Origin of the sequence: Saccharicrinis aurantiacus (genome assembly GCF_001660705.2) — a bacterium.
GTDB lineage: Bacteria > Bacteroidota > Bacteroidia > Bacteroidales > Marinilabiliaceae > Saccharicrinis > Saccharicrinis aurantiacus.
This window is the reverse complement of sequence record NZ_LYBV02000035.1, coordinates 22,679-44,891: the sequence shown is the minus strand read 5'-3', so window position 1 is coordinate 44,891 and position 22,213 is coordinate 22,679. Positions and strand designations below refer to the sequence as shown.

Annotated in this window: 23 protein-coding genes; 3 read left to right on the top strand and 20 right to left on the bottom strand. The window is 35.8% G+C overall.

All coding sequences use genetic code 11. The features are described 5' to 3' along the window. Nucleotides 1-6 precede the first annotated feature (6 nt). Nucleotides 7-768 (bottom strand): SCO family protein, encoded by a 762-nt coding sequence (locus A8B35_RS18095; RefSeq protein WP_075603607.1) that lies wholly within the window; start codon nucleotides 766-768, stop codon nucleotides 7-9. A gap of 900 nt (nucleotides 769-1,668) precedes the next feature. Here A8B35_RS18095 and A8B35_RS18090 point away from each other — a divergent pair. Then, a complete protein-coding gene (locus A8B35_RS18090; RefSeq protein WP_075603606.1) occupies nucleotides 1,669-2,682 on the top strand; it encodes a metallophosphoesterase family protein in 1,014 nt (337 codons plus the stop codon). Nucleotides 2,683-2,747: 65 nt separating this feature from the next. Here A8B35_RS18090 and A8B35_RS18085 read toward each other — a convergent pair whose 3' ends face one another. The 7 genes from A8B35_RS18085 to A8B35_RS18055 form a co-directional block, all read right to left on the bottom strand. Further along, nucleotides 2,748-4,130 (bottom strand): alanine/glycine:cation symporter family protein, encoded by a 1,383-nt coding sequence (locus A8B35_RS18085; RefSeq protein WP_075603605.1) that lies wholly within the window; start codon nucleotides 4,128-4,130, stop codon nucleotides 2,748-2,750. Nucleotides 4,131-4,186: 56 nt separating this feature from the next. Beyond that, nucleotides 4,187-4,987, bottom strand: a complete 801-nt coding sequence (locus A8B35_RS18080; protein ID WP_139314932.1) for a M48 family metallopeptidase — start codon at nucleotides 4,985-4,987, stop codon at nucleotides 4,187-4,189. A 112-nt stretch (nucleotides 4,988-5,099) separates the two neighbouring features. After that, nucleotides 5,100-5,798, bottom strand: coding sequence for a rhomboid family intramembrane serine protease (locus A8B35_RS18075; RefSeq protein ID WP_075603604.1), 699 nt, complete (start codon nucleotides 5,796-5,798; stop codon nucleotides 5,100-5,102). A 27-nt stretch (nucleotides 5,799-5,825) separates the two neighbouring features. After that, nucleotides 5,826-6,035 carry a hypothetical protein gene (locus A8B35_RS18070; RefSeq protein ID WP_075603603.1) on the bottom strand — a complete coding sequence of 70 codons (210 nt, stop codon included), beginning with the start codon at nucleotides 6,033-6,035 and terminating at the stop codon, nucleotides 5,826-5,828. A 73-nt stretch (nucleotides 6,036-6,108) separates the two neighbouring features. Then, on the bottom strand, nucleotides 6,109-7,119 hold the full coding sequence (murB, locus tag A8B35_RS18065; RefSeq protein WP_075603602.1) for a UDP-N-acetylmuramate dehydrogenase: 1,011 nt from the start codon (nucleotides 7,117-7,119) through the stop codon (nucleotides 6,109-6,111). A 24-nt stretch (nucleotides 7,120-7,143) separates the two neighbouring features. Then, complete coding sequence (locus tag A8B35_RS18060; RefSeq protein ID WP_075603601.1) at nucleotides 7,144-9,522, bottom strand: GumC family protein; 2,379 nt, start codon at nucleotides 9,520-9,522, stop codon at nucleotides 7,144-7,146. Nucleotides 9,523-9,545: 23 nt separating this feature from the next. Beyond that, on the bottom strand, nucleotides 9,546-10,070 hold the full coding sequence (locus tag A8B35_RS18055; protein ID WP_075603600.1) for a DUF7935 family protein: 525 nt from the start codon (nucleotides 10,068-10,070) through the stop codon (nucleotides 9,546-9,548). A 186-nt stretch (nucleotides 10,071-10,256) separates the two neighbouring features. Between A8B35_RS18055 and A8B35_RS18050 the strand changes: the two genes are divergently transcribed. Further along, on the top strand, nucleotides 10,257-11,447 hold the full coding sequence (locus A8B35_RS18050) for a pyridoxal phosphate-dependent aminotransferase (RefSeq protein ID WP_245820816.1): 1,191 nt from the start codon (nucleotides 10,257-10,259) through the stop codon (nucleotides 11,445-11,447). 69 nt (nucleotides 11,448-11,516) lie between these two features. Here A8B35_RS18050 and A8B35_RS18045 read toward each other — a convergent pair whose 3' ends face one another. From A8B35_RS18045 to mnmD, 5 genes are all read right to left on the bottom strand, one after another. Further along, a complete protein-coding gene (locus A8B35_RS18045; RefSeq protein WP_075603599.1) occupies nucleotides 11,517-11,891 on the bottom strand; it encodes a DUF3127 domain-containing protein in 375 nt (124 codons plus the stop codon). Nucleotides 11,892-11,899: 8 nt separating this feature from the next. Beyond that, nucleotides 11,900-12,391, bottom strand: a complete 492-nt coding sequence (locus A8B35_RS18040) for a peptidylprolyl isomerase (RefSeq protein ID WP_262506974.1) — start codon at nucleotides 12,389-12,391, stop codon at nucleotides 11,900-11,902. Nucleotides 12,392-12,528: 137 nt separating this feature from the next. Further along, nucleotides 12,529-13,329, bottom strand: a complete 801-nt coding sequence (locus A8B35_RS23775) for an FKBP-type peptidyl-prolyl cis-trans isomerase (protein WP_075603597.1) — start codon at nucleotides 13,327-13,329, stop codon at nucleotides 12,529-12,531. 28 nt (nucleotides 13,330-13,357) lie between these two features. After that, entirely contained in the window at nucleotides 13,358-13,942 is a 585-nt protein-coding gene (locus A8B35_RS18030; protein WP_075603596.1) for an FKBP-type peptidyl-prolyl cis-trans isomerase, read from the bottom strand. 131 nt (nucleotides 13,943-14,073) lie between these two features. Beyond that, on the bottom strand, nucleotides 14,074-14,733 hold the full coding sequence (gene mnmD / locus A8B35_RS18025; RefSeq protein ID WP_075603595.1) for a tRNA (5-methylaminomethyl-2-thiouridine)(34)-methyltransferase MnmD: 660 nt from the start codon (nucleotides 14,731-14,733) through the stop codon (nucleotides 14,074-14,076). A gap of 107 nt (nucleotides 14,734-14,840) precedes the next feature. Between mnmD and dinB the strand changes: the two genes are divergently transcribed. After that, the gene (gene dinB / locus A8B35_RS18020) at nucleotides 14,841-15,917 is read left to right on the top strand and encodes a DNA polymerase IV (RefSeq protein ID WP_075603594.1); all 1,077 of its coding nucleotides are present in this window, start codon (nucleotides 14,841-14,843) and stop codon (nucleotides 15,915-15,917) included. 366 nt (nucleotides 15,918-16,283) lie between these two features. Here the strand turns inward: dinB and rimO are convergent, their stop codons facing one another. The 7 genes from rimO to A8B35_RS17985 all read right to left on the bottom strand — a co-directional run bounded on the left by rimO (nucleotide 16,284) and on the right by A8B35_RS17985 (nucleotide 22,185). Next, nucleotides 16,284-17,576 carry a 30S ribosomal protein S12 methylthiotransferase RimO gene (gene rimO / locus A8B35_RS18015; protein ID WP_075603593.1) on the bottom strand — a complete coding sequence of 431 codons (1,293 nt, stop codon included), beginning with the start codon at nucleotides 17,574-17,576 and terminating at the stop codon, nucleotides 16,284-16,286. A gap of 116 nt (nucleotides 17,577-17,692) precedes the next feature. Next, nucleotides 17,693-18,643: a signal recognition particle-docking protein FtsY gene (ftsY, locus tag A8B35_RS18010; protein ID WP_075603592.1), complete on the bottom strand. Its 951-nt coding sequence runs from the start codon at nucleotides 18,641-18,643 to the stop codon at nucleotides 17,693-17,695. A 222-nt stretch (nucleotides 18,644-18,865) separates the two neighbouring features. After that, nucleotides 18,866-19,018 (bottom strand): DUF4295 domain-containing protein, encoded by a 153-nt coding sequence (locus A8B35_RS18005; protein ID WP_075603591.1) that lies wholly within the window; start codon nucleotides 19,016-19,018, stop codon nucleotides 18,866-18,868. Nucleotides 19,019-19,028: 10 nt separating this feature from the next. Continuing rightward, nucleotides 19,029-19,217 carry a 50S ribosomal protein L33 gene (gene rpmG / locus A8B35_RS18000; protein WP_075603590.1) on the bottom strand — a complete coding sequence of 63 codons (189 nt, stop codon included), beginning with the start codon at nucleotides 19,215-19,217 and terminating at the stop codon, nucleotides 19,029-19,031. 14 nt (nucleotides 19,218-19,231) lie between these two features. Then, nucleotides 19,232-19,474, bottom strand: coding sequence for a 50S ribosomal protein L28 (rpmB, locus tag A8B35_RS17995; protein ID WP_075603589.1), 243 nt, complete (start codon nucleotides 19,472-19,474; stop codon nucleotides 19,232-19,234). A gap of 159 nt (nucleotides 19,475-19,633) precedes the next feature. Beyond that, the gene (locus A8B35_RS17990) at nucleotides 19,634-20,869 is read right to left on the bottom strand and encodes a CinA family nicotinamide mononucleotide deamidase-related protein (RefSeq protein WP_075603588.1); all 1,236 of its coding nucleotides are present in this window, start codon (nucleotides 20,867-20,869) and stop codon (nucleotides 19,634-19,636) included. A gap of 77 nt (nucleotides 20,870-20,946) precedes the next feature. Beyond that, nucleotides 20,947-22,185, bottom strand: a complete 1,239-nt coding sequence (locus A8B35_RS17985; RefSeq protein ID WP_075603587.1) for a M48 family metallopeptidase — start codon at nucleotides 22,183-22,185, stop codon at nucleotides 20,947-20,949. Nucleotides 22,186-22,213: the final 28 nt, after the last annotated feature.

The window sequence follows — 22,213 nt, the reverse complement described above, 5'->3', positions numbered from 1 at the left end:
GAAGATTTAAACGTGCTGTTTTTTAGGTTTAACGGTTAATACTAAAAGTACTAAACCGGCTATTACAAGAATTAAAATACCTGCTATTTTGGTAACATTAAGAACATAAGCTTGCCCTACCGGATCGTAACTATAGCAGAATTGAAGTATGCGATTAACTGTTGGCCCGGGTATTCCCTTCGATGACTCTACAACGGCCAATTTAAACTCAAAAGGTAAAAAGTAGGTACCATTTAAATAGCGCGTTATTTTACCCTCAGGACTTACCAATATTAAGCCCGCGGTATGTATAAAATCGTTGCCCGTTCGTTTGTATGAAAATCCGGCAGCCTTGGTTAACTTACTAATATTGGCACTATCCGAAGTAAAAAACAACCACCCCTCTTCAAAGCCCTCCTTTTCAACAATCATTGAGTAGTTATTGCGTTTTTTCTTGGCCAAGGTATAATCCTCATTAAAATCAAAACTCACCGTTACAACCTGATAATCTTCACCTAAAGCCAACTCTGAGGCATTTACCACCTCAGTAATTCCATCCATTAAAGGCGTACAAACACCAGGACAACGGAAATACACAAAATTCAATATCGTTGGCTTATCCCTCACTATTGAACTAAACAAAACAGTATCACCCTCAATATTCACCACCTCAATGTCCGTAGGTAAAAACTCGTCGAGATGCTCGGTTACGCCAATTTTCTCAACTTCATCTGCATAGCTGAGCGTTGCAGCTAACAGAAAAACACATAATGCAAGTAGGTTTTTCATACAATTTTTTTACAAGATTTAACAGTTTATTTACAATTCTCAAACACACTTAAAAACACTATACTTATGATAATAAGTTCAGTAAGAGAAAAAGACCAATTTATCTGAATCACTAATAAAAACAATGAAGTTGAAATAATGTTTAGCCTTGTTAATTATTGTGTAAAAATAGTCTATGGATTTTTTGGGCAGTTTAACGGGCTATCCACTATAGTAAGCTCTTTAAATTGCTCCTTTTTATATGGTTGGTGCGTGGGCTCCTAAGGTCGCCTACACCCTCCCTATAAAAGGGCAACTCAAAAAGCTTACTGCCGCTACTATCCCTACTGTGTTTAATATAAGCAGCCGTTTTTATAAGTATTTATTAAACCCTAAATATGCAAACCATTAGCATGCACTTAGAAACGCCCATGCATCCTACCCCGAGCGTTTCTATTTAGATACGAGGCCTTTGGTGCCAAAATGACGCATTTCTAAATAGAAATTGCACCATCTGAATCCAAAACGTAAAATATCTAAATACATACGAGCCATTCTTTGCCAGTTTGGCACATTTCTATTTAGAAAAAGCACAAACTGAACTCCGGACTAGCTTTATGCAAATAGAAATACGCCATTTTGAATAAAGCGGTGTTTATACCAAAAACATCATCAAATGATTGACATAAATTGTTTCTATAAAGCGTCTACTACTTCATAAAATATCAATGTAACTATGGCTATATCTCTATTTTATTCATTATAGAATCTTTAAATAACTCAATTTCTTATCAATCATTCAATAATGCATTTGGTATTATTCATTTACATACGCAGTGATATTTTAAAAATTCATAACTTATCGCTTAACAATTACAGCTTCAATGCGTTTTTATTAAAGCTGTTTTAAAACCCATAACAATGAAATCTAATTTTAAAAGCCGTAAAAAAGCCTTCGTCGTAATTTCAACACTAATTGTTGTATTTACATTTTTATCGTGCCAACACACTGTGTTTACCAATGATATTAGCACAAGTAAAAAACCATGGACGCATTTAAATTTTAATAGCCACGATAGTAAATTCAGCTTTGCCATTTTTGCCGACCTCACAGGTGGCGAGCGACCTGAAATATTTAAAGTAGCGGTGGCACAACTAAACCTACTACAGCCCGATTTAATTGTAAATGTTGGCGACCTAATTGAAGGTGCTAACAGCGATACGTCTGTTTGGCACCAGCAATGGGATAATTTTGATAAGAGGGCCAACAGAGCCATTGCTCCCATTTTTTATGCGGGCGGCAACCATGATTTAACCGGGCAGATTGCCAGAGATGTGTGGAGTAATCGTTATGGGCCTCACTATTATCATTTCAGATACAAAGACGTATTGTTTCTGATTTTTAATACCGAAGATTATAGTTCGCAACGAATGCACGAAATTAATGAGATACGAAAGGAAGGGGCTGAGATATTTGAAAAAGAAGGTGTAGAAGCTTTTAAAAAGAGTGCTTACGCGCATTTACCCGAAAGAGTAACGGGCAACATTGGAGATGAACAAGTGCGCTATTTTAAAAAGGTACTTGCAAATAATACTGATGCCCGGCACACTTTTATAATGATACATAAACCGGTTTGGCAAAAAGAAAACGAACAGCAATTTAGCCAAATTGAAAGTGCTCTGCACCAAATGCCCTATACCGTTTTTTATGGGCACACGCACATGTATAACTACGAGGAACGTAATGGCCAAGATTACATTAACTTATCCACAACAGGAGGGTTTCAATTTTCAGAACCAGGTAAATCGTTTGATCATATTATGTGGGTTACCGTGAATAAAAGCGAAGTGAGTTTGGCCAATATAAAGCTTGGAGGCATACTTGATAAAACTGGCCGTATTCCCTTGGGTAGTGATACCTTAAAATTTGAGTAATACCAAAAAAAGAGTTAAGCACAACACTTAACTCTTTTAATTAATATATTAAAGCTACTTAAAGCTTATTTCCAACACTCTGTCTCATCTTCGATACCAACTGATTTTGCTTTAAAAACAGGATCTTTGCCTTCTTTTTTCTGCTTCATATAATCTTTTAAAATCAGCTTTAGCTTGGGCGTTAATCTAAATATTGCATACAAGTTCAGCAGCGCCATCAAAATCATAAAAATATCGGCCAAGCCCCATACAACATGCGATTTAGCCAATGCCCCAAATAATACCATTGCCAATACGGCACCACGGTACATATTTAAATATTTATGCTTTGTTGAGATAAACTTGATGTTTGATTCGCCATAATAATAGTTACCAATAATGGAACTAAAGGCAAACAAAAAGATACATACCGAAAGATATATTCCTCCCCATGGACCAACCATGGCAACCATTGAGTTTTGGGTTAAACGAATACCATCCACTCCTGTTACTGTATATTCACCCGATAATAGAAGTAATAGCGCCGTTGAGGTACAAATTATTAGGGTATCGGTAAATACACCCAAGGCTTGTATAAATCCCTGCTTTACAGGATGTGTAACATCGGCTGCAGCCGCTGCATTAGGCGCTGAACCCATACCTGCTTCATTCGAAAATAATCCTCGCTTAATACCCTGTACTAAAGCTGCTCCCATTGCTCCTGCTGCTGCTTCGCGCATTCCGAAAGCACTCTCCAGAATAAGGCTTATGGTTTCTGGTATTAAACTAAAATGACTAAACAGTACATATAGTACAACCAAAATATAAGAAATAGCCATTACCGGAACCACCGCATTGGTAAAGTGGGCAATACGTCTAACGCCTCCAAAAATAATTAGGCCCGTAAGCACCACAAGAATTCCGCCCATTATGGCAGGATCAAAATCGAAGGATTGTGCAAATGCTGCTGAAATGGTATCGCTCTGCACTGAGTTAAAGGCAAAACCATAACAAAGCGTAATCAAAATTGCGAAAGCAATACCTAAATTTCTGCTTTTAAGTGCATATTGCATATAGTAAGCGGGTCCTCCTTTAAAGGTTCCCCCTTCATCATCTACCTTATAAGCTTGGGCTAAGGTACTCTCAACAAAGGCAGATGCGGCGCCTAAAAGGGCAATTAACCACATCCAGAAAACAGCTCCGGGTCCACCCGCTACAATAGCCAAAGCTACCCCTGCAAGGTTTCCGGTTCCTACTCTACTTCCCAAGCTAATGGTAAATGCCTGAAATGAGGTTACTCCTGAGGTTTTATGTGTAGATCCCTCAGTAAGCAATTTGAACATATGACCTATATATCGGAATTGTAAAAACCCTGTTTTATAAGTGAAAAATAATCCTGCAAATAACAGTATTGGTATTAATAAATATACCGACATAAAGTTGTTTACAGTTCCAATTAGCTCTATCATATGCTCTTATTTAAATATTATATAGTTTACTCTTCTAATATTTCAATACATCCCTATTAGGGAAGGTATTTTCTGGCTTCGGGTAAATAAGCCTGTATGTCTTTAATGCGGGTTTGATCCGCAGGGTGCGTACTCATAAACTCAGGTGGTTTTTGCCCTCCACTTTGCGACATTCGTGTCCAAAAATCAACAGCTTCTCCAGGATCGTATCCTGCCATAGCCATAAATACCAAACCCATTTTATCTGCCTCTGTTTCGTGCGAACGAGAAAAGGGTAACATCACCCCATATTGAGAACCCAAGCCAAATGCTGTGGTATAAATTTGTTTGGTTTCATCTGGTTTTTCAGCCAAATATACATCGAGGCCCGTTGCTACGGCTTGCATACCCATTTGATGGCTCATACGCTCATTACCATGACGTGCAACCGCATGCGCAATTTCATGACCCATAACCACTGCTAAACCAGCTTCTGTTCTGGTATAAGGTAAAATACCTGTGTAAAAAACTACCTTTCCACCGGGCATACACCATGCATTAGGTGTTGCATCATCCACCAAATTAAACTCCCAATTAAAATTCTCGATGTAAGAACTATGTCCATTGGCTGTAAGGTAGCTTTCAACTGCCTTCGCAATTTTATCACCCACTCTTTTTACCATTTCGGTTTGTTCCTTATTATCTGATAGCTTCGACTGGCTTAAAAATTCGTCATACTGACTCAAACTCATGGATACCATTTGAGATTCAGGAAACATATTTACTTGTTTTCGGCCAGTAATTGGCACAGTAGAACAGGCTACTATAAGTACACTTAAGAGTGCTTCAGCAAGCACAATCTTCCACATTATTTTCATATTATTTTAGTTTAAGTTACAATTGAGTAATTGAAGTTATTTAATTCCTTGCTACTATCATCTTATTAAACAAATGGGCAGGCCTTTGGTTTATCGGCAAAATTGCACCATACTATCTATCTTCATTTTTATCCTGATCAACTCCTTGCATCCAATAGGGTTCTTCTCCATCATAATCCTCCACATCTATTTCCTCTTCAAAAGGCGATTTGGGTTTCTGAGGTCCTTCCCTTCGATATACCAATGCTAGTATACTACCCGTAACAGCACCCCATAAATGCCCCTCCCACGAATAGGGTAAATCTACTTTGAGAGGAAAAGCGCCCCAAATTAAACCTCCGTAAAAAAGGATAACCAATAAAGAAATTGCAATTAAAGGAATATGTTTGCGGATAATTCCACTTATTATCAAAAACATTGCCAAACCGTAAATAACACCACTTGCACCTATGTGCCACGATTCTCGGGCTGCCAACCAAGTTCCCAATCCGCTGAGTAGATATATAAATATAAAAATTTTAGCTGCTATTTTATTATAGAAATAAAACAAGGTTGTTGCCAAAACAAGCATTGATACTGAATTAGAATACAAGTGTTTCCAATCGCCATGTATCAAAGGGGTAAACAAGATACCCCATAAACCTTCGGCTTGCATTGGGTAAACCCCTAGTTTTGTAAATTTAATTTGTTCTATGTGTTGAATTAAATGAACAGTAAATGCTATTAATAAGAATACTATCGGAAGTACTAAACTATAAATAAACCTTCTTTTTTCGATCGGAGTATCCGAATTGAGTCGTTTTATTTTCATTCAATCATTTTCTATTGGAGAGTTCCATCAAGCTATTTGCTGGGTTAACCATACAATGGCAATAAAAGCAAGGATGAGCATATAGGAAAAGAAATTGCCAAAATTTAATGTATACCCTAACGATGGGTCTAACTTTTTTACAAAAATACGTGGATCGTTTCTATTAAAATAAAACGGACCCCTCCAATAGGAAAGGTCTTTACGCATAGTTTCTAAAAACTCAGGATTCTTATTCATAGCTCTTTGTTTTTTGCCGAACTATAAATCTACTTAAAAAACCTATAGAATTCAAGAGAAGTAAATATTGGCTCTATAATACATTCACTTCCTTCTCCAGTGAAATTCCAAATTTCTTTTCTACGTCAGAAACAATGGCACCTGCTAATTCCAAAATTTCAGTACCTGTTGCTTGCCCGTTAGAATTGATTAACACCAAAGCCTGATTTTTATGAACTGCAGCATTACCAATGCTTTTGCCTTTCCAACCCGCTTGTTCAATTAACCAAGCGGCAGGTATTTTAACTAAGCTTTCCGACACTTCATACGAGGGCGCACTTGGGTATTTTTTAAATATATCTTTTGCTATAGCGATATCGATAATCGGATTTTTAAAGAAACTACCTACATTACCAAACTCTTTTGGATCAGGTAGCTTGCTATTTCTAACTGCAATAATGGCTTTACGGGCGTTTAGTAGCGAACGCTCACCCAAAGCTTCAACATCTTTTTGGATGCTTCCGTAATTTAAATTGAGCTCACCTTTTTTTCGTAGCTCAAAGCAAACTGAGGTTATCAAAGTTTTATTTTTAAGTTCTTGCTTAAAAACACTGTTTCTATAGTCGAATTTACAGGCTGCATTTGATAAAGAAAATGATTCTAAGGAATCTAAATAAATTCCCTGAACACTTGTAATCACATCCTTCACCTCTACTCCGTATGCACCAATATTTTGAACGGGACAAGCGCCTATATTGCCCGGAATTAAGGATAAGTTTTCTATTCCGTATAGATTACGATTAGTGGCCCACTCAACAAAGCTATCCCATTCTACACCTGCACCAACCTCAACCTTAATCGTATCTTCATTCTCATCCAATATATTTATATCCGATATACATGGGTGAATAACCAATCCATCAAAATCAGATTTAAACAAAACATTACTTCCTCCGCCTAAAATAAAAATAGAGTTATTTTTAGCGGTATCAGATTTTAAAACAGCAATGGTTTCCTGACTTGTTTTAGGTTGGGCAAAATAAGTGGTTTTTACACTAATATTAAGTGTATTATATTCTTTAAGCGAAATATTATTAGTTATCATATAGATGCAATACCTTATTCTAAATTACTTATTATCGGCGTAATACTTTTCTGAATAATGACCATAGCCAGCGGTTTTCTTATTAATATCATTCAGTATAAATCCTAGGCAAGGCAATTCATCACCCAATAAGTTATTCATCGTAGCCTTAAAGTGCTCTTTGTCCGTTCTATCCGATCTAACAACATATAGTGCACAATCAACATGATTCAGTAGTATTCGGGCATCTGTTACAATACCAATTGGAGGCGAATCCACAATTACACAATCGAAATCCTGCTTTAATTTTTCAAAAAATAGTTCAGTTTCTTTTGCTGCAATTAACTCCGATGGATTTGGAGGTATAGTACCTGCCTGCACTACTGATAAGTTCTTCATCCCACCATCATGAATAATTTCATCGTAACTTGCTTCGTTAATCAAGTGGTCTGAAATACCCTTACTGTTATCGTGGTTAAATATCCCTGTTAATCTGGGTTTCCTTAAATCAAAACCTAGCAAAACTGTTTTCTTTCCAGATATGGCATAGGCCGAGGCCAAATTTAAAGCACAATACGTTTTACCTTCGCCTGTGTTAGTTGAAGTTAGAGCAATAACTTTAGTTGAGTTATTAGCACCTACAAAATTTAATTTGGTGCGTAGACCTCTAAAAGCTTCGGATATGTTTGAGATAGGCTCACTTTTAATAATATTCTCATGCACCGATTTCGACTGAGGAATAAAACCAAATATGGGTACATCAGGTGCAATACTATTAATCTCTCCTTTATCCCTAACCGTATTATTAAAATACTCCTTCAAAGCAATTATAGCAATCGGAATCAAAAAAGCTAACATCAGGGCTTTTTTCCTATCTGCCGCCTCATTTGGAGCCACTATACCATCTACAACTGCCTTATCTATAATTTCGTTATCTGGAGCATTTGATGCCTTGGTGATATTGGTTTCTGATTGCTTTTGCAATAAAAAGGTATAGATTGCATCGTTTAACTTATACTGACGTTCTATATCTAAGTACTTTTTCTCCGCTTCTGGAAGTTTACTCATTTTACTATTTAAATCAGCAATATTCTGATACAGGCGCTCTTCTTGAATCTCAAGGTTCTTAATTACTTTAGTAAGTGCAGTGATCAAGTTATCAGTACCCACTTTAATTTTTGTATCCAAATCCTTTAAGTAAGGGTTATTTACTGAACTCTGTGACTCAACCAACTTATACTCGTTTGTTAAGGTAAGCAACTCCATTATTAAAGTAGATATAACGCCATTTACATTATCAGCAAAGGCAGGCAATAAATAGTCTTCACTTAGTGGATTCGTTCGAAGTTGATCTACTAATTCTCCAAAGTACTTTTTTTGGAGATTTACAATCTGGAGCTCTTTCTCATATTCAAAATACTGATCAGCCAATATAGTTGACATTTCATCAGGTTTGATAAAAATTTGATTTTGTCTAAAAGCCAATAACCGTTCTAAAGTACTTTCTAAAGTGTCTGAAACTTGCACTAATTGTTTATCAATAAAACTTAGAGTTCTAACAGCAATCAGGTTCTTACGCTCTAGGTTATCCTCTAAATAAACCTCACAAAGCGCATCTAAAAAGGAAGTTAATTTTCGCCTATTTTCACCCGTAATAGATACATTTATAATAGAGCTTCCCTCACTAATCGGTGTAATATTAATTTTACTTCTATAATTATTAGTTAACCAATCAATTGATCTGAAATAAAAGTAGTAATCATGTTTCGGCTTTATTTCTGTATCTGACACCTTATGAACTTTAAACCTACAATAAGGTGTCTTCACATAATCACCATAACTTACAATTTCAGAGAATTCAACAAATCCTGTTCCGCCTATATTTTCTGAAGCAGAATAGTCGTGTAACCACGAATTTTCGGCCGATATTCTAATTTCAATTTTATTATTTCCTTTCGGGATAAGATGAATTGGGGTGTTTAAAATTTGAACATGACCGGAATCCATTTCAATTTTGAAAGGAGAATTATGATACAAATCAAAATCCATTAAGTAACCATCGCTATAGATATCTATCTCAAAATCTAATTTTTTTAAGGCCGAACTTACTACTTTTTTTGAACGCAAAATAATTGACTGACTCTCAAGGCTATTGGTTTCAGGAGAAAGCCCAAAACCTTCAATTAAGTCGGTACGAGTCATAGCTCTATTATCCTCTGCTTTTAACATTATTGTTACAGAAGAATTGTAGATTACCTTACTATAGCGATGATAAAAATAGGTTCCTACCAACACTAAAGGCACTATGATAACAAAAAGATACCAGTTACTTTTTGCTAAAAACAGTATTTTTTTAATATCAATCAACCCATCATTTCTATTGGGCTGATTTGTATATGAGTTCTGAGATTGTGTATTATTCACATTTCGGAGTTTAGATTGTTTTGTTAACTATAAAAAGTTTGAACATCGGCTTTTAAGCCATCTAGAGCCTTTTTAAAATGATAAGATGTAGTATTAGGAAACTGCTCTAATATAGTTTTTGCCAAACCCATTGATGAATGCTCGGGCTCTACCATAGTTGCCGAAATATTAATAGTTCTAATCATTTCTTCTTTTGCATTCTTTACCAAATGCCAAGTATCGGGTGAAATATGAACTTGCATAGCCATATTATGCTCGTATTCAGTTCTAATTGATCCTAACAAAACACTTTGAAAATCTTTACTTGTTACTGCTTTGGATTGCTCACGCATAACAATAGATTCAGCACTTATACGCTCAAGAAACAAAGTAACACGTTCATATGCACTCATCTTTATGGGTAATAAATCTTTATTTCGCATTAATAAAAACTCTTGCTTTCTGCGCTGAGTTTCTGCTTTCAAAAACCATCGTACCAATACTAAAGTCACAATTAGTACTATTAATGAAGGTAAAAGCCAATTAATGATGTCTAAAAATGTTTCCATAAAAATTTATAATATTAATTTTGTCGAAGGAATTAAAATTTTGGTGAAATTAATAGTAATTACGGTCATTTGCAACAATAGGTTATAGTACAAAGACCCAATTATAGTAAATAAAATAGCGCCTTAAAGCATAGACATATTTTATACCGTTAAATGAGAACGGTATTTTAATAAAAATGAATAGAAATGATAGTATCTGAAAGATTGGCAAACGTAAACGAGTCGGCTACTTTAGCCATGTCTCAAAAAAGTAGAGAATTACAAGCACTAGGCAACGATGTGATCAACCTAAGTATTGGTCAGCCCGATTTTAATACACCCGACCATATTAAAGCTGCAGCAATTGATGCTATCCATAATAATATCTCGAAATACACTCCTGTTCCGGGTTTACCTGTTTTGAGAGAAGCCGTTTGTGAAAAGTTCAAAAGAGATAATAACCTTTCTTTTTCTCCTTCTCAAATTGTTGCCAGTAATGGAGCCAAACAATCCATCGCGAATATTATTTTAAGTTTAGTTGGTCCTGGTGATGAGGTTATTATTCCTGCACCTTATTGGGTAAGCTATATTGAAATAGTGAATTTATCACAAGCTACTAATGTGGTTATTAAGGCTGGTATTGAGCAAGATTTTAAGATAACACCGGAACAACTTGAGAATGCTATTACTCCAAAAACAAAAATATTTTTGTTCAGCTCGCCATCTAACCCAACGGGTAATTTGTATACAAAAGATGAATTAAAAGCTTTAGCTGATGTTTTTGCAAAACACCCACATGTAACTATTATTTCTGATGAAATTTATGAATTAATCACCTTTGAAGGCAAGCATGAAAGCATTGCTCAATTTGAAAATGTAAAAGATAGAGTAGTTATTGTGAATGGGGTTTCTAAGGGATATGCCATGACTGGATGGAGAATTGGATATATTGCTGCTCCGCAATGGATTGCTGATGCCTGTAATAAATTACAAGGACAATACACATCTGGAGCTTGTTCCATATCTCAAATGGCATCGGCTGCTGCACTTACAGGAACACAAGAGCCATCAGCAGCTATGAAAGAAGTATTTTTACGCCGCCGCAATTTGGTTGTGAAAATGGCTAAGGAAATTAAGGGTATGAAAGTGAATGTGCCTCAAGGAGCCTTTTATTTATTCCCAGATGTAAGTTCATACTTTGGTAAGAGTTACGAAAATTACACTATTAACAATGCTTCTGACCTAGCTCTGTACTTATTAGAAACCATGTACGTTGCTACCGTATCAGGTGATGCGTTTGGTAGTCCTGAATGCTTACGTTTTTCTTATGCTACTAGCGACGATGCATTAGTAGAAGCAATGACTAGAATTAAAACGGGTTTAGATAGATTAGCATAAAGCAAGCTTTAATAAAATAACAAAGGCTGTTGCAATGCAACAGCCTTTGTATTTTATATTATTTAACCACTAAAATGGTAAATCTTCATTTGGACCAGCTGGTGGAACCTCAGACTCAGTAAAAGCTGGAGGTGGCATATCAGGAGCTGTATTAGGCTGCACTTTTTCTAAACGCCATGCCTCTAAATTTGAGAAATAGTTTACTTTACCATCTTTCTCCCACTTACGACCACGAATATTAAAAGATACCTTTACTGGCTCTCCTACGCTAAAACCATCCACTTGGCTGCAACGATCTTGAGTTAATTGAAATTTAATAAAATCATTCCAATCAGAATTTCTCTCGTTTACTACTTCGATAACAAACTCACGCTTTTTAAAAGAAGCACTAATTTGTTGCTCGTTTTCTACTACTACTATATTTCCTATTAAATTAAAATCCATACTGATTTTTATTCTTCGATTATTACTACTTTTTCAATTCCGTCACCTTCTCTAATGTCATCAATAACATCAAAACCTTCGTAAACTTTACCAAAGCATGTATGAGCACCATCTAGGTGAGCAGTATTGTTACGGCTATGACAAACAAAAAATTGAGAACCACCAGTATTTTTACCGGCATGTGCCATTGAAAGAACACCTCTATCGTGATATTGCTTATCAGCTGAAGTTTCACAATCAATGCTATATCCAGGACCACCTGTTCCTACTCTTGAGCTACCACCACCACGTGAATGAGGGCAACCACCTTGAATAACGAAATCAGGTAAAACACGGTGAAATGCTAGTCCATCGTAAAATCCTTCTTTTGCAAGTTTTACAAAATTTTCTACAGTTTTAGGAGTCTCGTCAGCATATAAGTCTAACTTCATTACCCCTTTTTCGGTATGTATTTCAGCTTTAAGCATAATAAATAATTGATTATATTTTTGCGGAAACAAAGATATGATTATTTACGCAAGAATGGAGATTATAGGACAAGAATTTACTATGCTTTGATGAGAGATAATAGTTGGCATATATAAACAAAAAAAGAGGAACCAAAGTTCCTCTTTATTCTATATAGGAGTAATATAAATTACTTCACAATACTTACTAACTCTACTTCGAAAATTAACATTTCCATTGGTCCAATTTGACCTGAACCTCTTGACCCGTATGCTAATTCAGCAGGAATAAATAATTTGTATTTAGAACCTTCTGGCATTAATTGTAATGCTTCGGTCCATCCTTTAATTACTTGTGTAACACCGAAAGTAGCTGTTTGACCACGGTCTACTGAGCTATCGAAAACAGTACCATCTAATAAAGTACCATGGTAATGAACTTCAACTTGGTCAGCAGTAGTTGGCTTAGCTCCTGTTGCAGGAACCATTACTTCATACTGTAATCCACTAGGTAAAGAAACTACACCCTCTTTTTTAGCATTTTCAGCTAAAAAAGCATCAGCTTTTTCTTTGTTTGCTTTAGCCTCGTCGTTACCTTCTAAAGCTTTTTTATCTTGTACTTTTTGGTAAGCTGTTTGTAAAAACATGTTTGCTTGCTCCTCAGTAAAATATGACTTATCATATCCTAATTGATTTACGAAAGCCGAACGAAATACTTCGTAGTTGATAGTTTCGAAACTTTGCTCGTAACCCTCTTTCATTTGATCAGAAAGTTGAGAATTAGCATAAGCTTTAGCCATTGTTTTAAAGTCAACAGTATCAAAAGGACCTGATAATTGTTGTCTCATGTTAGCTGCAATAATATAACCCAATGCATAAGAAACACTATCCGTTTCATTATTCATTTTAACCTCTCCTGCACCAGGAACTTGATTACATGAAGTTGCAAGAACTCCAACAACACATAATCCTAAAAATAACTTTTTAAGCATAATTTGATTATTTATTATGTTTGAATGATTAAACGATTTCTAATAACTCAACTTCGAATACTAATGTAGTATGAGGTCCGATTTGTTGCCCTGCACCTTGCTCACCATAAGCTAGGTTAGATGGAATAGTTAATTTCCATTTTGAACCAATAGGCATTAATTGTAAAGCTTCAACCCATCCTGCAATAACACCATTAACTGGGAATGTAGCAGGCTCGCCACGCTCTACTGAGCTATCGAATACTGTACCATCAATTAAAGTACCGTGGTAATGACATTTTACTTGGTTAGTAGCAGTTGGTTTTTCACCAGTTCCTTCAGTAATAACCTCGTACTGTAAACCACTTTCAAGAACAGTAACACCTTCTTTTTTAGCATTCTCAGCTAAAAATGCTTCACCGGCTTTAATATTTGCTTCAAACTGTTTTGCTTGCACACCTGCAAAAAACTCGTTTATTAATGTAGTAGCTTCGTCTTGAGTAATTTCTGGTTTAACGCCTTCAACTAGGTGCTTTACTCCGTTTGAGAAAGATTCAACATCAATTGTGTCAACACCTGAACTTTTCAGGTTACCTGCGATGCTAAGACCTAGCGCGTAACTTAACTTATCCATTTATTTTTATTTTCTTATTAAAATCGAAGTGCGAATATAATATTTAAATTCATCATCACTAGCATGCAGACCACATAATTCGCAACATTTTAACTTGTCTTTAACTACTTTAAACAAGCTCAAAACTTTAATTACTTTGTAGCTCTAAGCATCTCTCTTTTTCCGGGAGGTCCAGGCAGGCGCTCCACACTAAATCCTACTTCTTGCATAGTTCGCCTTACTACGCCTTTAGCACAATAAGTTGTTAGTATTCCACCGGGAAGTAAAGCTTCATAGGCTTTCTTAAAAATATCTTTTGTCCATAATATTGGCTGAACATCTGGTGCAAATGCATCAAAATAGATCAGATTATATTTCTGTTCCAATAAAACAGTTTTAAAGTCGCACTGCTGCTTATAAAGATGAAAACCTTCTTTTATTTCTGCTTCTTCGCCCCAATTAGCTTGATGCAAATTATTAAAGTGAACTTGATGCCTCCCCTCTTCTATTTGCCCATAATTTAATAATGCAATTTTATCAGTATTCAATGGATACTTTTCCATTGAGTGATAATGAACATCAGCCTTGGCATTTATAAGGGTTAAGAAAGCATTGAGGCCAGTACCAAAACCAAACTCCAAGACGGAAACCTGCTCCCCTTCGAACTTATTTAAAGCAGAATTAATAAAAACGTGCATCGATTCTTGAACTGCACCATTTGTGGAGTGATAATGCTCGTTTAAGTGCGGAACATATAGTGTACTTGAACCATCTTTTGAAACGACGTGCTCAACTTCATCTTGATCAGACATATATGATATAACAAATTATTTATACAGATTTATCAGAATTTAATTGCTTGCGAATGTGCGAAGTTAAAGCCATTTTTGTGCCCTGCAAATATCCTTGATTATTATTAATGACACGGAAAATTATACATATTGATATGGATGCTTTTTTTGCATCGGTTGAACAGCGCGATTTTCCGCATCTAAAAGGAAAACCAGTTGCCGTTGGCAGTCCCTCTAAACGAGGTGTAATTGCCGCGGCAAGTTACGAAGCTCGTAAATTTGGTGTATATTCTGCCATGTCATCAAAACAAGCTTTAAAGAAATGCCCCAATTTAATATTTCAATCGCACCGATTTGAAGTGTACAAAAGCGTATCGGCACAAATCATGTCCATTATGCACGAGTACACTGATTTGGTTGAACCCTTGAGTATAGACGAGGCTTTTTTAGATGTTACCACCAATAAACAGAACTTAAAGTCGGCGACTTTAATAGCTAAAGAAATCAAAAAACGGATTTTTGAAGAAACAGGTCTTTACGCTTCAGCAGGTATAAGCGTAAATAAGTTTATGGCCAAAATTGCATCCGACCAAGATAAACCCAACGGACTATTTTTGATTAAACCTGAAGTGGTTATTCCTTTTATTGAAACCCTTCCGGTTAAGAAGTTTTTTGGTGTGGGTGCTAAAACTGGAGAAAAAATGACACGTCTAGGAATTTACACAGGTAAAGACATGAAAGCTTGGAGTTTGAATGGCTTAGTTGACCATTTTGGAAAATCGGGTTACTTCTTTTATAACATTTGCAGGGGCATTGATGATAGGCCTGTTATCACCAATAGAGTTAGGAAATCAATTGGTATTGAAAATACTTTTCATGAAGATATTTCTACTGAAGAAGAACGAGAAATTGAAATGAACCTATTAATAGAGGGCTTATGGAAGCGTATTGAACGCAACAAACGCTATGGAAAAACACTTACGCTAAAAACTAAGTATAACGACTTTACTCAGAATACCAGAAGTAAAACTTATGAAACGAGCATTAGTAAGAAGTCTGCTTTAACAGCTCTGAGTTATGAATTAATGAGTCAGGTGGATTACGCTCAACCAGTTCGTTTAATGGGTTTAAGTGTTAGTAATTTATCAGAAGAAATAGAATTGCCCGCCAAGAAAATGGTTCAACTGACATTAAGCTTTGATTAATAGTATAGCGATCCACCTAATACTCGTATAGCTCAGTCACTTTATAGCTATAACAAAGCACACTTGTATTTTACTAAGAGATTGGGTACTAATACAGAAAGCATCCGAGGGATTTATTATTAATTAAACCAATTTGTTTATACATGCGGTTCTGCAGTGCGGATAGAAGTGGCAGTAAGTGCTTTGGTTTACCTTTCTTTTATGGAGAGCGGAGGCGACCGCAGGAAGCCCACGCAACGACTATAAAAGAATGTAAAGCAGAGTGCTTGCTATAACAGATAGCCGCTTAACTGCCCTAATACTAAAATTGCCCTCAAACCAAACTACGATGAGAAAGGTTTGAAGGCAAATATTTATTTTGTGTTGCTACTTACTTAGCTTTGCGAATAGATCGAAGGACTCTGCTCCGGTAATTTCGGCCTTGATGAAAGTACCCACTTTAATAGCTGCGTCTTTTTCAATAAGCACCTCTGGATCGACCTCAGGAGAATCAAACTCAGTACGACCAATGAAATAATCTTCCTCTTCGCGATCGACAATTACTTGCATTGTTTTACCAATTTTCTCTTGGTTTATTTCCCAACTAATTTGCTCTTGCACCTGCATAATAGCATCAGCACGCTCTTGCTTTACTTCTTGCGGTACATCATCTTCGTAGTTACGGTAAGCGTGTGTATCTTCCTCGTGTGAATAAGGGAAAACACCTAAACGCTCAAAACGTATTTCTTTTACAAAATCGAGCATCTCTTGGAAATCTTGCTCCGTTTCGCCAGGATGACCCGTAATCATTGTGGTACGAATATGGATACCCGGAACTTCTTTTCGGATGCGCTCGATAAGTTTATAAGTCTCTTCTTTAGTAACATGTCGACGCATGGCCTTAAGCATTGGGTCGGAGATATGTTGCAGTGCTAAATCGAGATAATTACAAACATTTGGATGCGCATTCATCACCTTTAACAGGTTATAAGGGAAGCCAGCAGGATAAGCATAATGCAATCGAACCCACCCAATACCTTCTACATCGGCAATTTGATTGGTGAGCTCTGCCAAACGAGGCTGCTTGTACATATCGAGTCCGTAAAAAGATAAATCTTGTGCAATTACTTGCAGTTCTTTTACACCTTGAGCAGAAAGTTTCTCGGCTTCATCGACCAACTGTTCCATTGGTTTTGACTGATGTTTACCAGTAATTAATGGGATGGCGCAATACGAACATGAACGATTACAGCCTTCTGATATTTTGAAGTATGCATAATGCCCTGGCGTTGTTAAGCTACGCTCGTTAATTAAATCAGCTCGGTAGGTTTGCCCTAAGTCTTCCACTATTTGTTTCCAATCGAACTTACCATATATGGCATCCACCTCGGGTAATTCTTCTTTTAATTGTGCTGAGTAACGCTCAGATAAGCATCCCATAACAATTAACTTTTTTAGATTTCCGCGCTTTTTAGCTTCGGCAAAATCTAATATTGTTTCGATAGATTCTTCTTTGGCATCGCCAATAAAACCGCAGGTATTAATAATGGCAATATCTCCTTCGGGCTTATCAGCATCGTGAGCTACTGTAAATCCACCAGCCTTAAACTGGCGAATTAATGCTTCAGAATCCACCAAGTTCTTAGAACACCCTAGGGTGACTACATCAATCTTCTTCATATCGTTTTTATAAGTAAAAGACAATTGCTTTTCGCGATGTCTAACTTCAAATATTATTCCATAAAAAATGGCTACCCAATAAACAGGTAGCCAAGTATATTGTTTTTGTAGATGTGCTAATTAAAAAGCGAATCTACAAATTCATTTTTATCAAAAACTTGTAAATCATCAATTCCCTCGCCAATACCAATGTATTTCACCGGAATTTGAAACTGATCTGAAACTCCGATTACAACACCACCTTTAGCGGTTCCATCGAGTTTGGTTATTACCAAAGCATTTACTTCGGTAGCTTTGGTAAATTCTTTAGCCTGCTCAAAGGCGTTTTGCCCGGTTGAGCCATCTAATACTAAAATAATTTCGTGCGGTGCATCAGGCACCACTTTTTTCATTACACTTTTTACTTTAGTTAACTCATTCATTAAGTTAACCTTATTGTGTAAACGTCCGGCTGTATCAACAATTACCACATCGGCATTTTGCGATTTAGCTGAAGATAATGTATCGAAAGCAACCGAAGCAGGATCAGAACCCATGGTTTGCTTTACTAATGGTACATCTACCCTATCGGCCCACACTTGTAATTGCTCAATAGCTGCTGCTCTAAAAGTATCGGCAGCACCTAAAACAACAGACTTACCTGCTGCTTTAAACTTATGAGAGAGTTTACCAATGGTTGTTGTTTTACCAACACCATTAACACCTACCACCATAATTACATATGGATCTTTACTCTCTGGTAATTGAAAATCTCCAACAGATTGTGCTTCATTCTCTGAAAGCAACTTGGCAATTTCTTCTTTTAATAATGAATTTAGCTCAGAGGTACTTAAGAACTTATCTTCTGCAACGCGCTTCTCAATACGTTCAATAATTTTTATAGTAGTATCTACACCAACATCAGAGGTAATTAAAACCTCTTCAAGTTCATCAAGAACACTATCATCAACCTTTGACTTACCGGCAACAGCACGTGTTAATTTTTTAAAGACGCTTTCTTTGGTTTTTGCTAAACCCTTATCTAAGCTCTCTTTTTTTTCTTTTGTAAACCTTCCGAATAAACCCATATTCTATTTAATAATTAATCTCTACCTCTAATATTAATTCTTAAAGGAATTATTAGATGACAAATAAAAGTGCAAAACATTAATACTAAATTGTTTTACACAGCTACCTATTTCAATAATTTGAGGTTTAAAGATAGACAAAAATATTATGTTAGCACATAACAAAAAAGCTTCCTTTTAAATAAAGGAAGCCTTTTTGATAATATCTAATGTTATATCAAATTATTTTTTGAAATAACCTTTTACTTCTTCGTTGGTAACTATTTCTTCTTTAAAAGAATATGCTCCACTTTTTGGTGATTTTACCATTTTGATCACTTTTGTGTGACCTTTACCACCACCTGATTGTAACGTTGCTACTGATTTCTTAGCCATAATACAAGATTTACTTGATTTCTCTATGTACAGTATAACGCTTCAAAATAGGGTTATACTTTTTAAGTTCCATTCTATCGGGAGTGTTTTTTCTGTTCTTAACAGTTATGTAACGGCTTGTTCCAGCCATACCACTCTCTTTGTGCTCTGTGCATTCAAGAATTACTTGAACTGCATTTCCTTTTGATTTTTTAGCCATCTCTCTAGTCCTCCTTAAAATTTAGTTATAAAACCTTTTTCCTTAGCGGATTTCAAAGCAGCTAATAAACCAACTTTGTTAATCATTCTAAGACCTGATGCTGACACACGAAGGTCAACCCAACGCTCCTCTTCCATTAAGAAGAAACGCTTCTTAAATAGATTCACATCAAATCTTCTTTTGGTTCTTCTCTTAGAGTGAGAAACATTGTTCCCAGTTAAGAACCTTTTTCCAGTTATTTGACAAACTCTTGACATTTTTTCAACCGTTTTTTCGGATACATTTTCAAACAGAGCGCAAAATAAGCGTTTTTAATTATAAATAGCAAACAAACAGCTTATTATTTTCATAAAATTATATAGAAAAAACGGTTTGCTTTGGTGATAATTCTATTAATACAAAATTTAACATAAAACTTAACCCACCAACTCTTTTAACATTACTAGAGCCATATCACTCGCTCTTTCGATATTCCTTTCACGTATTGTGCCAAAATTAAAGCATCTACTTATTGTTTTATTTGAGTCACATACAGCAATCCAAACCGTTCCAACAGGCTTTTCATCACTACCTCCATCAGGCCCAGCAATACCTGAAGTTGCTACAGCATAATCGGCTCCTAAGCTTAAACGAACTCCTTGCACCATTTGCTCAACTACAGGTTCACTAACAGCGCCATAATTATTTATATCAAGGAAATTAACTCCTAATACATTTTGTTTTACAGCATTACTATAAGCTACAACGCTACCTACAAAGAAAGCTGAACTTCCGGGAATTGATGTAATTTGATGGGCAATATTACCCCCAGTACAACTTTCAGCCGTAGCCAAAGTCAACTCTTTATCAGTAAATAATTTTGCTAGAATCGAGGCTACTGATTCATCAGAGAAAGCCAAAATAGAATCTCCAATTATTGGGACTAATTTATCAATTTGCTCTTGTATACTATTTTGTAAAACACCTTCATCCTCCCCCCTTGCACTTAGTCGCAATCGAATACGACCGGGAGCAGGTAAATAAGCCAAACTTATAGAACTAGGCAAAGCACACTCCCAATCTTCTAACATTTCTGCTAAAACAGCCTCAGGAATACTATGAACTAAAATGGTTTTATGCACAATTGCAGCTCCTCCAAACTTAGTTTTTAAACGAGGAATAATTGAATTATTCATTACATGCTTCATCTCTGATGGAACACCGGGCATCGATACATAAATAGTGTTTTTATAATCAAACCACATTATTGGAGCGGTACCAACTGCATTTCTAATAACCTCACAGTTTTCGGGCACTAAAGCCTGTTGCTTATTAAAGTCGTTTAAACTAGCAACTCGACCTTTTAAAAAACGTTTTACATCATCAAAAACATCCGCATTATGCACTAATTTAGTATCAAAATATTTACATAAAGTAGTTTTAGTAATATCATCTTTAGTTGGCCCTAGACCTCCTGTTATTAATACCACATCACACCGACTGCTACTTTCTGCAAGCACATTTAATATTTCTTCTTCAGAATCACTTATTGAATTAATTCGTGAAACTTCGAAGCCAGCTTCATTTAGATGCTGTCCTATCCAAGCTGAGTTGGTATCGATAACCTGACCAATTAACAATTCATCTCCGATAGTTACAATTTCTATTTTCATATTTACCAATATTTTCAGGAAGCAATCAATAGACTTTATCTATTTTATTATAAATACACATTCAGTATTATTCCGAATTATTTTTCAAACTTTCTCAGTGCTTCAATTCGTTGCAATAAAGGCGGATGCGAATAATGAAAGAACACATACAATGGGTGTGGTGTTAAATTGCTCAACGCCTTAACTGAGATTATTTTTAACGCACTAATAAGTGATTTGGCATTATGGTATTTCGCAGCAAAAGCATCTGCTTCGTATTCGTTTTTACGGCTAAATATAGATGAAAACATTCCGCTTATTCCAGATATAGGACTGTATAAAATTCCGAAGGCAATTAATGCAATATGAAATACGGGTGCGTTTACCCCTAAGGCAGCTGACAAATCTGCCGACCCAACAAACAGTGAGAATATAAATAACATTACGCCAGTTTGCAAAATGCCAATTATCATCCCCCACAAAGTATGTTTCTTTTTATAATGGCCTATTTCGTGAGCCAAAACACCAACTACTTCTTCAACGGACAAATCGTTAACTAAAGTATCATATAATACAATTCGCTTTTTCGAACCCAAACCACTAAAAAAAGCATTGGCTTTTGTACTACGTTTTGATCCATCCATAATAAAGATATTATCCAATTTAAAGCCCACTTTATCGCTGAACGCCTGAATAGCACTTTTCAATTCACCATCTTCTAAAGGAGTTTGCTTATTAAAAAGCGGTAGCAATAATGAAGTATAGAAAGTTGTTATAAAAAGCATGAATACCGTAACTAATACCCATGCATACAACCAAAAATAAATGCCCGTAGCGGTATAGAACCAAATAATTAAAGCCAATATACCACCGCCAAGAATGGCTCCTATCAAAAGAGATTTAAGCATATCCAGCACAAAGGTTTTCGCATCCGTTTTATTGAAGCCAAACTTTTCTTCAATTACAAAAGTACTGTATAAAGAGAATGGAATATTTAATAATGTAGATGCAAAACCTATTACTCCGAAGAAAATAAGCGCGCGTAAAATAGGATTATCTGAGATGCTTAAAGCCCAATTATCAACATATGCAAAACCATCGAAGCTTATCATTAGAATAATAAGCAGTAAGGAATACGTACCTGTGATCCATCCGAATTGATAATTTACCTTTGAATAACGTTGTTGTTTTGCATATTCTTCGTCAGTATAAATACCTGATAATTCGCTCGGAACTTTAGAACTCCATTTTGTTGTATTTAGATAGAGTAAGAATCTATCCCAAAAGAATTCAACTATTATTAGGGTAAGGATGATATAAAAAATTGTCTGCGACATATGTATCAAATTATTCGATGAACTACTT

Excerpts from the sequence above, each read along its gene's own strand:
- A8B35_RS18090 (WP_075603606.1), top strand. The coding sequence starts at position 1,669 with ATGAAATCTAATTTTAAAAGCCGTAAAAAAGCCTTCGTCGTAATTTCA.
- A8B35_RS17985 (WP_075603587.1), bottom strand. The coding sequence starts at position 22,185 with ATGTCGCAGACAATTTTTTATATCATCCTTACCCTAATAATAGTTGAA.
- A8B35_RS18050 (WP_245820816.1), top strand. The coding sequence starts at position 10,257 with ATGATAGTATCTGAAAGATTGGCAAACGTAAACGAGTCGGCTACTTTA.
- A8B35_RS18080 (WP_139314932.1), bottom strand. The coding sequence starts at position 4,987 with ATGAAAATAATGTGGAAGATTGTGCTTGCTGAAGCACTCTTAAGTGTA.
- A8B35_RS23775 (WP_075603597.1), bottom strand. The coding sequence starts at position 13,329 with ATGCTTAAAAAGTTATTTTTAGGATTATGTGTTGTTGGAGTTCTTGCA.
- mnmD (WP_075603595.1), bottom strand. The coding sequence starts at position 14,733 with ATGTCTGATCAAGATGAAGTTGAGCACGTCGTTTCAAAAGATGGTTCA.
- A8B35_RS18075 (WP_075603604.1), bottom strand. The coding sequence starts at position 5,798 with ATGAAAATAAAACGACTCAATTCGGATACTCCGATCGAAAAAAGAAGG.
- A8B35_RS18045 (WP_075603599.1), bottom strand. The coding sequence starts at position 11,891 with ATGGATTTTAATTTAATAGGAAATATAGTAGTAGTAGAAAACGAGCAA.
- A8B35_RS18070 (WP_075603603.1), bottom strand. The coding sequence starts at position 6,035 with ATGAATAAGAATCCTGAGTTTTTAGAAACTATGCGTAAAGACCTTTCC.
- murB (WP_075603602.1), bottom strand. The coding sequence starts at position 7,119 with ATGATAACTAATAATATTTCGCTTAAAGAATATAATACACTTAATATT.
- dinB (WP_075603594.1), top strand. The coding sequence starts at position 14,841 with ATGACACGGAAAATTATACATATTGATATGGATGCTTTTTTTGCATCG.
- A8B35_RS18030 (WP_075603596.1), bottom strand. The coding sequence starts at position 13,942 with ATGGATAAGTTAAGTTACGCGCTAGGTCTTAGCATCGCAGGTAACCTG.
- A8B35_RS18055 (WP_075603600.1), bottom strand. The coding sequence starts at position 10,070 with ATGGAAACATTTTTAGACATCATTAATTGGCTTTTACCTTCATTAATA.
- A8B35_RS18005 (WP_075603591.1), bottom strand. The coding sequence starts at position 19,018 with ATGGCTAAGAAATCAGTAGCAACGTTACAATCAGGTGGTGGTAAAGGT.
- rpmG (WP_075603590.1), bottom strand. The coding sequence starts at position 19,217 with ATGGCTAAAAAATCAAAAGGAAATGCAGTTCAAGTAATTCTTGAATGC.
- A8B35_RS17990 (WP_075603588.1), bottom strand. The coding sequence starts at position 20,869 with ATGAAAATAGAAATTGTAACTATCGGAGATGAATTGTTAATTGGTCAG.
- rimO (WP_075603593.1), bottom strand. The coding sequence starts at position 17,576 with ATGAAGAAGATTGATGTAGTCACCCTAGGGTGTTCTAAGAACTTGGTG.
- A8B35_RS18085 (WP_075603605.1), bottom strand. The coding sequence starts at position 4,130 with ATGATAGAGCTAATTGGAACTGTAAACAACTTTATGTCGGTATATTTA.
- ftsY (WP_075603592.1), bottom strand. The coding sequence starts at position 18,643 with ATGGGTTTATTCGGAAGGTTTACAAAAGAAAAAAAAGAGAGCTTAGAT.
- A8B35_RS18095 (WP_075603607.1), bottom strand. The coding sequence starts at position 768 with ATGAAAAACCTACTTGCATTATGTGTTTTTCTGTTAGCTGCAACGCTC.
- rpmB (WP_075603589.1), bottom strand. The coding sequence starts at position 19,474 with ATGTCAAGAGTTTGTCAAATAACTGGAAAAAGGTTCTTAACTGGGAAC.